Here is a 14,442-nt window from a genome sequence, read left to right as displayed (position 1 = left end):
TCCCGGACATATCGGTTTCTCCGGCTTGTTTCCTTGGTCATCTCCCAGGTCATTTCCTTGGTCACAACACGGCGACCGGGTTGACGGGCGAGCCCGTACCCCCCGGGATGTTCAGGGGGGACACGAGGAGCAGGAAGTCGTAACGGTCCGTGCCCGCGCAGGCGGCCGCGAGCTCCTCGACGTCGAGGTTGTCCAGCAGCGGCACGCCCATCGCCGCGACGGCGAGCGTGTGGACCGGCGAGTGCACGCCCTCGACCGGCGAGGGCCGCACGTCGCTGTCGCCGTCGCCGCCCAGCAGGGCGATGCCGCGCTCGGCCAGCAGCGGCACGGCGTCCACGTGGAACCCCGCGCAGGCCGCGTCGGCGTCCCAGGGGCCCAGCTCCCGGCGGCGCCGGAAGCGGCCGGTCCGCAGCAGCACGGCGTCGCCCTCGGCGATCTCCACGCCCAGCGCCTCCTCCGCGGCGGCGACGTCCCCGGCGTGCACGGCCTGCCCCGGCTCCAGCCAGGCTCTTCCCTGCACGGCGGGCAGATCCAGGAGTACCCCCCTGGTCACCAGGGGTCCGAGCGCCGCGACGCTGCCGAAGCGGGCGCCCGCGGCGCCGACGAGCTCCCGCGCCGCGCCGCCGCCGTAGAGCCGCCCGCGGTAGGCGACGTGGGAGAGGGCGTCCAGGTGGCTGATGCCCTTGCCGTGGTAGTCGGCGCCCACGAAGTCCTTGTGGGTGGACGGTTCGGGGGCTTCGACGTCACCGAGGTCGGACATGTAGTGCAGGGCGGGCTTGCGATTGTCGGGGCCGGACGTGGTGTCCCACGGCCGGCCCAGCGGGACGACGGTCCCGGACCGCACCAGGGCGGCCGCCCGCCGGACGTGGTCCGCGCCCACCCGGTTCCAGGCCCCGCGCTCGGCGGGCTCCCAGCGGCCCCACGTGCGCACCCGCTCGAACATCGCGTCGAACTCCCACCGGGAGACGGCGGGGCCGTTGCCGGGGCCGTCGGCGGGACCGTTGCTCATCGTGGTGCTCATCAGGTGCTCCCCGGCGGACGGAGGAAGGCCTGTCCTTATACGGGGGAAGGCCTGTCCTTATTCTGCGGCGGCCCGCCGCGCCCCGCCTCGGCGCTCCTTCACCAGAGCGCACATGATCAGCAGCGCCGCCCAGGCCCCCGTGCACAGGACCTGCGTACGGGAGTCCGGTTCGAGGGCCATGACCACCAGGACCGCGCCGATCGCGAGCAGGGACAGCCGGGTGAGGTGCGGGAACAGCCACATGCGCACCGGCGGCTGCGGATCCCCGCGCAGGGCGCGCCGGCGGCGCAGGCGCAGCTGGGAGAGGCCGATGAGGAACCAGACGATCAGGATGGTGGCCCCCACGGCGTTGAGCAGGAAGCGGAAGACGGACTCCGGCCAGAGGACGCTGAGGACGACCGCCGCGAAGCCGAACGCGGCGGAGGCGAGGACGGCGTTGCGCGGGACCCCGCCCGGCGTGACGCGGCCGAGGGCGCGGGGCGCGTCGCCGCGGTGCACGAGGGAGTAGAGCATGCGGGAGGAACCGTAGATGTTGGCGTTCATGGCCGACAGCAGGGCGACGAGCACCACGGCGTTCATGACGTTCCCGGCGCCGGGGACGCCCATGCGTTCGAGGGTGCCGCTGTAGGGGCTGGTGCGGGCGGTGCCGCCGTCCCAGGGCAGCAGGGTGACGATGACGGCCATCGAGCCGATGTAGAAGAGGCAGATGCGCCAGACGACGGTTCTGGCGGCGCGGCCCACGGCCCTGACCGGGTCGGCGGACTCGGCGGCCGCGATGGTGACGGTCTCCAGCCCTCCGTAGGCGAAGACCGCCGCGACGAGGCCGAGGGCGAGCCCGTGCCAGCCGTGCGGCAGGAAACCGCCGTGGCCGGTGAGGTGGGCGGTGCCCGGCGCGGCCGAGCCCGGCAGGAGGCCGGCGACGGCGAGCGCCCCCAGCAGCAGGAAGACGCAGATGGCGGCGACCTTCAGGCCGGCGAACCAGAACTCCAGGTCGCCGAAGCGCCGGACGGCGGCGAGGTTGCTGCCCGTGAAGCCGGCCATGAAGAGCGTCATCCACGCCCAGCCGGGGACGCCGGGAAGCCATCCGGTCATGATGTCCGCCGCCCCGATCGCCTCCGCGGCGACGCTGACGACCAGCAGCGACCAGTACAGCCAGCCCGCCGTCAGACCCGCCCAGGGGCCGAGCGCCTTGGCCGCGTGCACGGAGAACGACCCGGTGGCCGGGTCGGCGGCGGACATCTCCGCCAGCATCCGCATGACCAGCAGCACCAGGCCGCCGGCCAGGACGTACGCGACGACGATCGCGGGCCCCGCGGCCCTGATCCCCACCCCGGAGCCGACGAACAGGCCCGCTCCGACGGCACCGCCCAGCGCGATCATGGACAGGTGGCGCTGCTTGAGCCCGCCCGGAAGCGCGGTGGCCGCCGTGGCCGGGGCGGCTCGGTCGGTGGCGGCGGGGGAGGGTGCGAGCATGCTGACCGTCCTGGGGCTCAAGGGAGGCGTGGGCGTGGAACCACTACCTACCGATCAGCCGGGCACGGCACCCTTCCGCGCGGCCCGCTCTGTCAGGTCGGGGGAGCGAAGCGGTCGATGAGCGCGGTCACGCCGGCGGCGAGCTGCTCCTCGCCGCCGCGGGCGGCCAGCCCGGGCCCGAGGGCCCGCAGCCGGGGGAACTCCTTGACCGGCAGCCGGTGCAGCCCGAGCCGGAAGGCGGGCTCGGGCTCGTCCGGATTGTCCACGACCTCCCGGAGCTCGGTGACGATGTACCCCAGCACCCAGGAGATGAAGGCCCGGTACAGCTCCAGCGTGGCGCGCTCGCCCAGCCCGGCCCGCTCCAGCCGGGTCAGCAGGCGCTCGTGGGCGCGCAGCACCGCGGGCGGCCGCCGGGTCAGCGGGACGGTGAACGGCCGGAGCGCCATCAGCGGGACGACGTGCGGGTGGGCGAGCGCGACGCGGTACATCGCCCGGGCGACGCCGACGAGCGCCTCGCGCCACGGGGGAGCGGTCTCGGCGTCCCCGGCGGCGAGGGCCGCCGGGCCGAAGGGGGTGGAGCCCAGGCTCTCCTCCAGCTCGATGAACAGCCTCTCGACGAGGCCGTCGAGCAGCTCGTCCTTGCTGGAGGTGTAGCGGTAGAGGGCCATCGTCTCGACGCCGAGCTCGTCGGCGACCCGGCGCATGCTCAGGCCGTCGAGCCCCTCGGCGTCCGCGACGCGCAGCGCCGCGCCGACGACGCGGTCCCTGGTGAGACGGGTGCGGGCAGCCATGGCGACGGCCTCCCTTGACAAGGGGACAAGCCAGGTTAAACCTGTACATATACAGCATAAACGGAAACGACATGTTTACGAGGTAAATATGCCGCGCATCCTGTGATCGAACCGATCCGGTGAGTGATCGCCATGAGAAACACCTGCACACGGCCCTGCCCGGTGCCGCTGTCCCCCGACGCGCTGTCCCGCCTCTACACCCGCTACCTCGACCTGACGGAGCTGGGCCGGCTGCCGAAGGGCACCACCTTCGAGGACTACTACTACGTCTGGCGCTCCGCCCGGCGCGGCGAGAAGCGCGTCGGCCTCGACGACGGCGCCGCCGGGGTCGGGCCGGCCTTCGCCGGCCGGGAGCTCATCACGCCGCCGTCCAAGAAGCTGAAGGGCGTCATCCACACCCTGGTGCTCCTGGTGGACTTTCCCGACCGGCCGCACGACCCGGACCACCGCCCGGGCCACTACGAACAGCTGCTGTTCAGCGCGAACTCCCTCCCGACCGGCAGCATGCGCGACTACTACCGCACCGTGAGCGGGTTCCAGTCGTTCAGCGAGAACGGCATAGACGTCCAGGGCGAGGTCCACGGCTGGTTCCGCCTGCCGCAGCCGCTCTCCTTCTACGCCGACGGGAACTCGGGCCTGACCGAGGAGGGGTTCCCCCGCAACTCCCAGGGAATGGCGCGGGACGCGGTCCGGCTCGCCCTCGAAGCCGGCGTCGACTTCACACCGTTCGACGTCCTGGACGAGAAGATGGTCACCGCCCTCTTCATCGTGCACGCGGGCCGCGGCGCGGAGGAGATCGAGGGCCCGGAGGGCCGTGACGAGATCTGGAGCCTCAAGTGGGGCATCCCGGGCGGCATCAAGGTCGCCCCCGGGCTGAAGGTGGAGACCTTCCTCACCGTGCCGGAGGACTGCGCGATGGGCGTGTGCGCCCACGAGTGGGGCCACCTGGCGGCGCGCTGGGCGGACTACTACGACACGGGCGAGCTGGAGGCCACCAAGTCCAACGGCCTCGGCGACTACTGCCTGATGGCCTCGGGAAACTGGGGCAACCACGGCCTCACGCCCACGCTCCCCAACGGCATGCTGCGCATGTTCCACGGCTGGGTCACGCCGCGGAACATCGCCGCGACCACCAAGGACGTGGTGCTGCGGCCGGCCGCGGAGACCGGCGATCTGCTCTTCGTCCAGAACCCGGACACGATGACGGACTTGCAGTACCTCATCGTCGAGTACCGGCGCCGCCGGAGGCAGGACGCCGCGGCTCCCGACGAGGGCATCGCCTGCTATGTGGTGGATCAGGCCATCGCGGACGTCAACCGCGAGGACCGGCTCGCGATCGAGCTGATGCAGGCCGACGGCAAGCGCGACCTCGGCGCGATCTTCGGGCGCGGCAACCGGGGCGACTCCGACGACCTCTACCCCTCCCTGGGCAACGCGACCCTCGGCGAGAGCACGAGGCCCGCGCTCAACCTGCCGAACGGGAAGTTCTCCGGCGTCACCATCGAGGTGCAGGGGAACCCCGGGGACAAGGAGATGGGCGTCGACATTCACATGGAGTGAGGCTTACGCGGCGCGTTCCGGGCAACGCGGAGTAAAGGGGAGAGGGGGGACCGCCGACCCGGATCGAAAGGAACTGTCACATGAATCGCCACATGGACTGGCGACAGTACGCCGAGTGCCTCCACGAGGACCCCGAGCTCTTCTTCCCCGTGGGGAGCCGGGGCCCCGCGATCGTCCAGACCGAGGACGCCAAGTCGGTCTGCCGCCGCTGCCCGGTGCGGGAGAACTGCCTGCGCTGGGCGCTGGAGTCCGGGCAGGAGAGCGGCGTGTGGGGCGGGACGAGCGAGGCCGAGCGGCGGTCCCTGCGCCGGGCCGCGGGGACCCGGCGCGGGACGTCACCCGCGGGGCGGGTCCGGCCGAAGGGTCAGCCGAAGAACTCCAGGAGGGCGCGCGTGACGGCCTCCGGCTGCTCCTCGACCAGGTAGTTGCGGGTGCCCTCGATCTCGGCCATGCGCACGTCGGTGCCCTGCTGGGGGAACACCTGGCTCATGTACTCGAAGAACGTCCCGTACGCGAGGCCGAGCATCGGCACGGATATCTTGTCGTACGACTCGAAGTCCGCGATGTCCTGCTGGTACGACTGGAACCAGCCCTTGCTGGCCCGGATCGCCTCGGCCGACGAATACGCCTTGGCGTAGATGTCGCGGTCCCGGTCGGTGATCGCCTCCGGGTCCACCAGGCTGAGGCCGAACATGTAGTCGATGATGTGGCGGTAGCGGCCGGTGAGGAGCTTCTCCGGGAAGCCGGCCACCTGGTTGAAGGCGAGCCACCAGCGGTGCGGGCCCTTGTCGCCGGGGTTGGGCAGCATGGGGAACTTGTAATAGCTCTGGTCCGCGTGCGTGGTGTTGAGGATCGCCACCTTCTCGGTGGCCTCCGGGTGGTTCGCGGCGTAGGCGAAGGCGACCATGGCGCCGATGCCGTGCCCGGCGATGCTGACCTTCTCGTGGCCGAGGTGGCGGACCAGTGCGAGGATGTCCCCGGCCATGGACTTCTTCTCGAAGCCGGACTGCGGCTTGCTGGACCCGCCCATCCCGCGGATGTCGACGGTGATCACGCGGAAGCGGGCCGCGAGGGCGGGCATGACCTTGCGGTACTCCCACCACGTCTCGGGCCAGCCGGGCAGCAGCACCAGCGGATCGCCCTGGCCGCCGGTCACGTAGTGCAGCCGGACGCCGTTGACCTCGGCGTACTCGCTGGTGAAACCGCCTTCGAGGGACGCCGCGAGCTCCGCGTTCAGAGCCTTCAGCTCCTCCGCGCTCGTGACCGTCTCTGCGTTTGCCGGCACTTGCTCCCCCTTGTCGTCGACCAGTGCGCGTGGGGTGGGTTTGAAGCCCCAACTCTCTGGTGGCGTCGACGATAACAACATCCACTTCGCCGGACCAGGGGTTGTGGATCACACCGGCCCGGCCGGCTCCCCGGTGCGCAGCGCGCGGGGGAACCGGCCGGGCAGGGCGCGGGCGACCGTCAGCGCTTGACGGCCGGGCCCTCCTTGGGCGTGTTGGCGGCGGTCACGTTCACCCCGGCCCAGGCGGCGTCGACCGCCTGGTACTCGGTGCTCTTCTCGCCGTACATGTCCGCGGCGGCCTGGAGCGTGGCGGTGCGGGCCTCGTGGAAGTCGGTCGTCGAGACCATGTAGCGGGTCAGCGCGCGGTAGAAGATCTGCTGCGCCTTCTCCCGGCCGATGCCGGCGACGGCCTTGCCGTCGTACGTGGCGGAGTCGTACTCCACGCCCCCGACGGTCTTCTTGCCGCTGCCCTCGGCCAGCAGGTAGAAGGCGTGCGAGGAGACGCCGGAGCCGGCGTGCACCTCACGGTCGTAGGAGTCCTTGTCCCAGTAGTCGACCGTGCCTTCCAGGACGTCCAGCGACGGCTTGTCCATGCGGCGCAGGAACTTCTGCTCCAGGCCGAGCTTCTCGCCGAGCAGGTAGTTCGGCGGGTTGCCGGCGTTGTTCGTGCGGAACTCCACGCCCGTGCCGAAGATGTCCGCGAGCGACTCGTTGAGCGAGCCCGCCTCGCCGAACTGGTTCTGGCGTGCGTCCACCCGCGTGGGCTGGAAGTCGGCGGTGGCCTCGATCACGCCGTGGCTGAGCTCGTGGCCCGTGACGTCCAGGGCCACCAGCGGCTGCTTGAACGTTTCTCCATCGCCGTCGCCGTAGAGCATGCAGCCGCACTCGGGCGACCAGAAGGCGTTGCCGACCTTGTCGCCGAAGTGCACCAGGGCGTGCGGGCCGGAGCCGTCGTTCTTGATGCCGGTCCGGCCGAACGTGGCCTTGTAGTAGTCGTACGTGCTGGTGATGCCGAACTGCGCGTCGACGGCTGCGGTGGCGGCGTCCGTGGTGGTGCCGTTGCCCCAGCGGTTGTCGGAGTCCGTGAACTCCTTGCCGGACGCGAAGGAGTCGAGCTCCTTGCCCCCGGCGTCGCGGGTCTCGCCGCCGCCGCGGCTCGGGTCCTTCAGGACGAAGGAGTCCTTGGCGTTCTGCGTGGTCGTCAGCGGGACGTCGCCCGCGAAGAAGGAGGCGCCGGTGCCGCTCGCCTGGGCCGGGAAACCGGCGCCGGGCTGCACCTTGGCCGGCGGGGCGGACTTCGCGTTCTTGCTCGGCTTCGCCTGCCGGCCCTGGTCGCGGAGCTTCGCCTTCAGACGGGGCGAGATGAAGCCGTCGCTGAGCGGCGTGCTGCTGATGACCTTGCCGCTGCCGGCGTCCACGACGACGCTGTGGCTGACGCCGGTCTCGGCCTTGCCGCTGTCGGTGACGGTCACGCGGTAGGCGAGGACCGGCTCGGTGCTCCGCGCGTCGACCACGAGCTCGGTCTTCGCGGCCTTGCCGGACACGGACTTCGCGGCCGTGGCCGCGGCCTGCGGCGCGGTGAGCTTCGGGGCGACCGAGTCCACGGCGACCTTGTGCTTGATGGCCCGGGTGACGCCGAGGTAGTTCTTCTTGGCGTCGAGGTGGACGACGAGGTCGCCACCGACCACGGGGACGCCCTGGTAGGCCCGGACGAAGCGGACGTGGCGCTTGCCCTCGGGGTCGACGAGGGTGTCCTTGACCCGGAGCGTCTCGTTCTTGCCGACGCCCGTGGCGTCCGCGTGGGCGAGCGCCGCGGCGGTGGCGGCCTTCACGGTCTCTGCGTTGGCGGCGAGGGTCGCCGCGCTGATGGAGGTCTCCGTGGCGGCCGCGCGGGCCCGGTCCCGGGCGGAGCCGTTGTCCACGGGCTGGGACGGAGCGGCGGCCGCGGTGCCCGCCATGGTGGCCGCGGCCACGACGGCCACGGCGACGGCGAGTATTCGGTTCTGCGTTGTGGGGGTTGTACGCAAGTTCAGCGCCCTTTGCGTCGAGGGCGGTTCGGGACGCGCCCGGCCGCCTGCATGCACGCGGTGCCGTCACTCGCGCACCGCGGGAACCTGTGGTCCCGCGGAGGACTCTGCCTGTACTGGCATGGGCATGAAAAGATCAGATAGGCGTGATGTCCGGACAGTTGATCAACTGTTAACAATGACCGAACAGAAGGTGCCTATGTAGTGACTTGGCGTCAACCGCAGGGTGAGATGCGGGCTGCGGGGCGAGGGTTGCTGCGGATCGCCGGCATCTCGGAATGTGAGACGCGAAGCCCTACGCCCCGGGCCAGCTGCCGCCCGCCACCCGCGTCCCCGACGCCCGCAGCCGCCGCGCCGTCCGCTCCGCCGCGAGGTACACCCAGGCGCGGACCGCGCCGCCCCCGCCGCCGGGCAGCACCGGCCGCACCACCCGTACGTACATCTCGCCCGTGCCGTCCGGAGCGCAGCCCTCCAGCTCGTCCAGGGACGCGAGCACCGCCACGTACGCACCCGGCACGACACGGACCAGCTCGCCGCGGACCTCGCCGCCCGGCTCCGCCACGGCGTAGGGATACCCGGGCCCCTCGTACAGCACCGCGCCCCGCAGCCGCGCCGGCTCCTCGGCCACCGTCCGGCCCCGCAGGAGACGGCCGTGATTGGCCTGCCCGGGGCGCAGCGTCCCGTAGACGAACACCGGCAGCCGCTCCTGCCCCACCGCCATCCCCGGCTCCCTCCGCCGTCCCCGCCCGCCCCTGCCGCCACCGCCGCCCCGTACCACCGGAAGGCGGGGCAGGGCGGTCCGCCGTAAAATTACCGGTATGGGAGAGCGCCCTGTCGTGCCCTCCGCCCCCGAACTCGTGGTCGAGTCCGACGGCGGCTCGCAGACGATGACCCCGAGCCGCGTCTACCAGGTGGGGCGCGACCCGCAGAGCGACATCGTGCTCGACGACGCCCGCGTCTCCTGGCACCACGCGGTGCTGCGCCCGGTCGCGGACCACTGGACCGTCGAGGACGCCGGCAGCACCAACGGCACCTGGGCCGAAGGCCGGCGGGTGCAGCTCCTCGACGTGGGCCCCGGCACCGTCCTGCGCTTCGGCAGCCCCGCCGACGGGCCCGCCGCCGTCCTCAAGAGCGCCCCGCCACCGGCCCCGCCCCCGGCGGCGCCGCCCCCTCCGCCCCCGGCGTCCCTCGCGGAGCGCCCGACCTCGGTGTCCCACCCCGCCGCCACCGGCACCTTCCGCCGGCCCACCTCCGTACGCCCCCTGCCCGCCCGCACCATCCGCATCGGCCGCGGCCCCGACAACGACGTCACCGTCGACGACCTGGTCGTCTCCCGGCGCCACGCCGAACTGCGCGCGGGACCCGGCGGCGACTACGAGATCGTCGACCTCGGCAGCCACAACGGCACCTTCCTCAACGGCCACCCCGTGCGCCGCGCCCCGGTGCTCTCCGGCGACATCATCGGCATCGGCCACTCCGCCTTCTGCCTCGTCGGCGACCAGCTCCAGGAGTACGTCGACAGCGGCGAGATCTCCCTCGACGTCCAGGACCTGTGCGTCCACGTCGACGCCGAACAGGGCCGCAAACTCCTCCTCGACGGCGTCTCCTTCCCCGTCGAGGAGAAGTCCCTGCTCGCCGTCGTCGGCCCCAGCGGCTCCGGCAAGTCCACCCTCCTCAACGCCCTCACCGGGCTGCGCCCCGCCGACCGGGGCGCGGTGCTCTACGACGGCCGCGACCTCTACCGCGACTACGCCGAACTCCGCGCCCGCATCGGCCTCGTGCCCCAGGACGACATCCTGCACGTGCAGCTCACGGTGCGCCGCGCCCTGTCCTACGCCGCCGAACTGCGCTTCCCCGGCGACACCGCCAAGGCCGAACGCCTGGCCCGCGTCGAGGAGGTCATCCGCGAACTGGGCCTCGAACAGCGCGCCGACCAGCCCATCCACAGCCTCTCCGGAGGCCAGCGCAAGCGCGTCAGCGTCGCCCTGGAACTCCTGACGAAGCCCTCCCTGCTCTTCCTCGACGAGCCGACGTCCGGCCTCGACCCGGGCATGGACCGCTCGGTCATGAACACCCTGCGCACCCTCGCCGACGACGGCCGCACCGTCATCGTCGTCACCCACAGCGTGCTCAGCCTGGACGTCTGCGACCGGCTGCTCGTCCTCGCCCCCGGCGGGCGCACCGCCTTCTACGGGCCGCCCGGGGACACGCCCGGCTTCTTCGGGTTCAAGGAGTGGCCCGAGGCCTTCGAGGCCTTCGAGAACGACAAGGACCGCGACTGGCCGGGGGAGTACCGCGCCTCGGCCCAGTACGGGCAGTACGTCGCCCCCGCCGCCGGGCAGCCGGGCCCCGCCGGGGCGCACGCGCCGGAGGAGGAGCCCGCACCGCCCCCCAAGCCCCAGACCTGGGGCGCCCAGCTGTCGACCCTGATGCGCCGCTACGTGCGCGCGCTGAGCACGGACCGCACCTTCCTGATCATCATGATCGTGCTGCCGTTCGTCACCGGCGCGATGGCCCGGCTGTCCTCGGGCACCCGCTTCGCCTCCGCCGACAAGGCCAACACCGTCCTGCTGATCCTGTGCGTCGGCGGCGTGCTGACGGGCGCCGCCAACGCCGTGCGCGAACTCGTCAAGGAACGGGTCATCTACCGGCGCGAGAGAGCCGTGGGCCTGTCCAGGTCCGCCTACGTGATGTCGAAGATCCTCGTCCTCGGTGTGATCACCGTGGCGCAGGCGATCGTGCTGTCCATCGTCGGCCTGGCCGGAGTGGACACCCGCGCGCCCCACGGCCAGGGCGTCCTCATGCCGCCCTTGCTCGAGATGACCCTGGCCCTGGCACTGCTGTCGTTCACGTCCATGCTGCTCGGCCTGCTCGTCTCGGCGATCGTCCGCAGGGAAGAGGTGACCATGCCGCTGCTGGTCCTCATCACCCTGGTGCAGGTCGTCTTCTGCGGCGGAATGATCGAGCTCAACAACAAGCTCGTGCTGGAACAGCTGTCCTGGCTGGTGCCCTCGCGCTGGGCGCTGGCGGCCATGAGCGCAACGATCGACTTCACCCGCATCCCGCCCGCCACCGGGCAGGTCCCGCCGTCGGCCGGGGGAGGGGACCCGCTCTTCCGGCACGCCGTCGGCACCTGGCTGATGGACATGGGCATGATGGTGGTCCTGTCGCTCGTGTTCGCGCTCCTGGTGGCCCGCCTCCTGCGCCGCCACGAACCCGCGGTCATGCGGAAGTGACGCAGACGCAGGAGATGGAGGAGACGGAGCCATGAGCACGGTCCCCCTGGCGCCCGGCGGTGCCTCCGGCATCCCCGGCTTCCTGCCGACCCACGTCGTGCCCCCCGGCGGGCTCGCCACCTGGGCCGGCCCCGACGGGGCCGTGCCCACCACGGCGCTGGACCCGCTCCTGCCCGTACGGCTCGTGGAGCGGCGCGGCGACTGGGGCCGGGTGCTCTGCTCCAACGGCTGGGCCGCCTGGACCGACGCCCGGCTCCTCGTCGTCCTCCCGCAGGACCCGCCCGCCGCCGGCGGCCCGCTCGTCCGGACGGACGACGCGCGCGGGCTCCTCGCCCGTGTCCAGGAGGCCCTCGACCGGTACCGCGGGGCGATGGAGGACCTCGCCGCGGGCCGCACGGACGCCGAGGCCTTCGGGCAGACGGCCCGGGGCCTGCGCATCGGGGCCGTCGTCGACGGCGACGCCGTCTGGCTCTACGACGCCGAACGGGACCTGTGGTGCTACTGCGACGGCACCGCCATGGCCGCGCTCACGTCCCCCGCCGGGCCCGGCGGGGGCCCCGGCGGCGGCCCCGGCGGTGAACACTGATGGCGGCGGCCGGGGACCGGCCCGCCGAGATGACCGGCCACCGCATCGCCGGCTACGAGGTGGAGGGCGAACTGGGGCGCGGCGGCATGGCCGTCGTCTACCGCGCCCGCGACCTGCGGCTCGGCCGGATCGTCGCGCTCAAGCTGCTCGCCCCCGAACTGGCCCGCAACGACACCTTCCGCCAGCGCTTCGGGCACGAGTCGCGCGTCGCCGCGGCCATCGACCACCCGCACATCGTCCCCGTGTTCGAGGCCGGGGAGGCCGACGGGGTGCTCTACATCGCCATGCGGTACGTGGCCGGGCTCGACCTGCGCGCCCTCCTCGACCGCGACGGGCCGATGCCGCCGGTCGCGGCGTGCCGCATCGCCGGGCAGGTCGCCTCCGCGCTCGACGCGGCCCACGCGCACGATCTCGTCCACCGGGACGTCAAACCGGGGAACATCCTCGTCACGGAGGGCACGGACAGCGACCACCCCGAGCACGTCTACCTCACCGACTTCGGGCTGACGAAGAAGTCCCTGTCCCTGACCGGGTACACCCGGGTGGGCCAGTTCGTCGGCACGCTGGACTACGTCGCGCCCGAACAGATCGCGGGCAAGCCGGTCGACGGGCGGTGCGACGTGTACAGCCTGGGGTGCGTCGTCTTCGAAATGCTCACGGGGGCGCCGCCGTTCCGGCGCGAGGACGACATGGCGCTGCTGTGGGCGCACCAGTACGATGCGCCGCCGCGGGCGTCGGAACAGGTGGCGGGGCTGCCGGCGGCCGCCGACGATGTTTTGGCCAAGGCCCTGGCGAAGACCCCGGACGAACGCTTCGACAGCTGCTTGCGTTTCGTGGCGGCCCTGAGGACGGCCACGTCGGCTACGCCGGGCGCGACGCGGGTCCCGGAGCCTCCTGGGTGGGCGGCGGCAGCGTTCCCGGAACGGGGCGCGTGACGGCGGTGCGCTGACGCGGGGGTTGCGGCCGGTCCGGCACCGCCGGACTGCGCCGTTGTGGTGGTCCGCCGTGGCGGCGGGGGAAAACCGGCCGGCCCTGAAGGCGGGAGAGGCGCCGATTTCCCCTCCGCCGCCGCGGCGCGCAACCCACCGCCGGACTTCCCGGCGGTGCCGGGCCTACCCCGGCCCCGGATTCCCGGCTTCGCCGGCAAGGCCCCCGCGCCGGACCCGGTGGGACAGGGCGCTTCCCGCGAAGCCCGCCACCGCGCCCCACAGCAAGCCCAGGCCCATCAGCGTCAGCAGGTGCGGCCGCAACGCGACCTCGCCGCCGAAGGCTGACATGTCCGTGATGCCGAGGATGGACAGGCCGAAGCGGGCCGAGATGCGGGTGAGGGTGCCGATGACGAACAGAGTGACCGCTGAGGCGACACCCACCTGCACCGCGTGCTCCCACGGCCGCGTCGTCGCCGGTGACCGTACGGCCGTCAGGAACGCCGCCGCGAGGAGGGCGACCGCGGCGACGACCACGAGGAGCCACGCCCGGCCGTCGTGCGCGGCGAGCGAGGAGACGCTGAGCGTGGACGGCCGGTCGCCCCCCTCGCGGAGCACCGCCGTGAGCGGCGCGGGCATGGGCAGCCCGAGCGACGTGCCGGGCACGCGGCCGTCCCAGGTGCCGCCGAGGCCGAGACCGAACGCGAGCCAGGCGAGGTTGGGCAGGCCGAGGAGGAGCACAGCCATCGTGTCCCCCGGATGCCCCCGGACGGCGGCGGTCACGAGCCCGGCGACGAGGCCGAGCAGCACGTAACCCAGCAGCAGCGCCACCATGGCGGACGCCACGGGCCGCACGGGGTCCTGGAAACGCAGCAGCCGCGACGGCAGGGGCGTCTTGCGGGAGGCCGCCACGGCGACGGCGAGCAGGACGAGCAGCCACAGCAGGCCGTAGCCGAGCGTGGGACCGAGCGCCGCGCGGAAGCCGACGCGGGGGGCGACGTCGAGGACGTCGCCGATGTCACCGAGGAGCGAGTCGCCCAGGTTGATCCGGAAGTCGTGGCGCGCGCCGAGGCCGGTGAGGAGCAGGGCGAGCAGCCACAGGACGGCCGTCCGGGCGACGCGGGCGAGCAGCGCGCGCCCGCTCGTCACGGCGTGGTGCCGCAGCGGGCGCAGGAAGACGACGGCGAGGGCGACCGCGCCGGCCAGGGTCACCGACAGCGGGACGACGGCGATGCCCGCCCCCGTACGGCCCAGGACGCCCGCGTCGCCGGACAGTTCCACCGTGCCGCCCACGGCCGTGACGACGGTGGCCGCCGTCACCGAGGGGAACGCCCCGCCCGGCAGCCCGCCGGCCCCGGCGGCCCACAGGCCGAGCGCGGCGACGGCGAACATCGCGGCCACTCCGGCGGCGACGGCGGCGAGGGCTTCCCACCAGGCGCGGACGAAGGAGGGCGCGCCTCCGGGCGGCTGGCTCACACTGCCTCCGCGTGCGTCGTCGACGGTCGGACACCCGGCCTCCGGCGGGGAGGCCCGGGAA

The 14,442-nt window shown here is 72.8% G+C and carries 11 protein-coding genes and 1 pseudogene; 5 read left to right on the top strand and 7 right to left on the bottom strand.

All coding sequences use genetic code 11. From position 1 onward, the window contains the following. Positions 1 to 61: 61 nt before the first annotated feature. The 3 genes from D7231_RS16375 to D7231_RS16365 form a co-directional block, all read right to left on the bottom strand. Complete coding sequence (locus tag D7231_RS16375; RefSeq protein WP_120756193.1) at positions 62 to 1,021, bottom strand: cyclase family protein; 960 nt, start codon at positions 1,019 to 1,021, stop codon at positions 62 to 64. 57 nt (positions 1,022 to 1,078) lie between these two features. Continuing rightward, positions 1,079 to 2,494, bottom strand: coding sequence for an amino acid permease (locus D7231_RS16370; protein WP_120756192.1), 1,416 nt, complete (start codon positions 2,492 to 2,494; stop codon positions 1,079 to 1,081). Positions 2,495 to 2,586: 92 nt separating this feature from the next. Then, positions 2,587 to 3,285: a TetR/AcrR family transcriptional regulator gene (locus D7231_RS16365; RefSeq protein WP_120756191.1), complete on the bottom strand. Its 699-nt coding sequence runs from the start codon at positions 3,283 to 3,285 to the stop codon at positions 2,587 to 2,589. 132 nt (positions 3,286 to 3,417) lie between these two features. On the opposite strand from D7231_RS16365, the gene D7231_RS16360 reads away from it, so the two are divergent. Both D7231_RS16360 and D7231_RS16355 read left to right on the top strand, forming a co-directional pair. Further along, a complete protein-coding gene (locus D7231_RS16360) occupies positions 3,418 to 4,845 on the top strand; it encodes a M6 family metalloprotease domain-containing protein (RefSeq protein ID WP_241999774.1) in 1,428 nt (475 codons plus the stop codon). A gap of 92 nt (positions 4,846 to 4,937) precedes the next feature. Beyond that, positions 4,938 to 5,174, top strand: a pseudogene (locus D7231_RS16355) (WhiB family transcriptional regulator); the annotation flags it as partial. A 35-nt stretch (positions 5,175 to 5,209) separates the two neighbouring features. Here the strand turns inward: D7231_RS16355 and D7231_RS16350 are convergent. From D7231_RS16350 to D7231_RS16340, 3 genes are all read right to left on the bottom strand, one after another. Continuing rightward, complete coding sequence (locus D7231_RS16350; protein WP_241999751.1) at positions 5,210 to 6,130, bottom strand: alpha/beta fold hydrolase; 921 nt, start codon at positions 6,128 to 6,130, stop codon at positions 5,210 to 5,212. 179 nt (positions 6,131 to 6,309) lie between these two features. Next, on the bottom strand, positions 6,310 to 8,088 hold the full coding sequence (locus D7231_RS16345) for a M4 family metallopeptidase (RefSeq protein ID WP_120756399.1): 1,779 nt from the start codon (positions 8,086 to 8,088) through the stop codon (positions 6,310 to 6,312). Between the two features lie 364 nt (positions 8,089 to 8,452). Next, entirely contained in the window at positions 8,453 to 8,878 is a 426-nt protein-coding gene (locus D7231_RS16340; RefSeq protein ID WP_120756189.1) for a gamma-glutamylcyclotransferase family protein, read from the bottom strand. Positions 8,879 to 8,975: 97 nt separating this feature from the next. Here D7231_RS16340 and D7231_RS16335 point away from each other — a divergent pair, with 97 nt between their 5' ends. The 3 genes from D7231_RS16335 to D7231_RS16325 are packed head-to-tail and all read left to right on the top strand — an operon-like array spanning position 8,976 to position 12,914. Next, positions 8,976 to 11,393: an FHA domain-containing protein gene (locus D7231_RS16335; protein WP_120756188.1), complete on the top strand. Its 2,418-nt coding sequence runs from the start codon at positions 8,976 to 8,978 to the stop codon at positions 11,391 to 11,393. Between the two features lie 31 nt (positions 11,394 to 11,424). Further along, the gene (locus D7231_RS16330) at positions 11,425 to 11,979 is read left to right on the top strand and encodes a hypothetical protein (RefSeq protein WP_120756187.1); all 555 of its coding nucleotides are present in this window, start codon (positions 11,425 to 11,427) and stop codon (positions 11,977 to 11,979) included. Then, entirely contained in the window at positions 11,979 to 12,914 is a 936-nt protein-coding gene (locus D7231_RS16325; RefSeq protein ID WP_120756186.1) for a serine/threonine-protein kinase, read from the top strand. The genes D7231_RS16330 and D7231_RS16325 overlap by 1 nt, the downstream gene beginning before the upstream one ends. A 177-nt stretch (positions 12,915 to 13,091) precedes the next feature. Here D7231_RS16325 and D7231_RS16320 read toward each other — a convergent pair whose 3' ends face one another. Further along, positions 13,092 to 14,381, bottom strand: coding sequence for a streptophobe family protein (locus D7231_RS16320; RefSeq protein ID WP_120756185.1), 1,290 nt, complete (start codon positions 14,379 to 14,381; stop codon positions 13,092 to 13,094). Positions 14,382 to 14,442 lie beyond the last annotated feature (61 nt).

Origin of the sequence: Streptomyces klenkii, assembly GCF_003626645.1 — a bacterium.
Classification (GTDB): Bacteria; Actinomycetota; Actinomycetes; order Streptomycetales; family Streptomycetaceae; genus Streptomyces; species Streptomyces klenkii.
The sequence above is the reverse complement of the archived record's forward strand: the minus strand, read 5'-3'. Positions and strand labels throughout refer to the sequence as shown.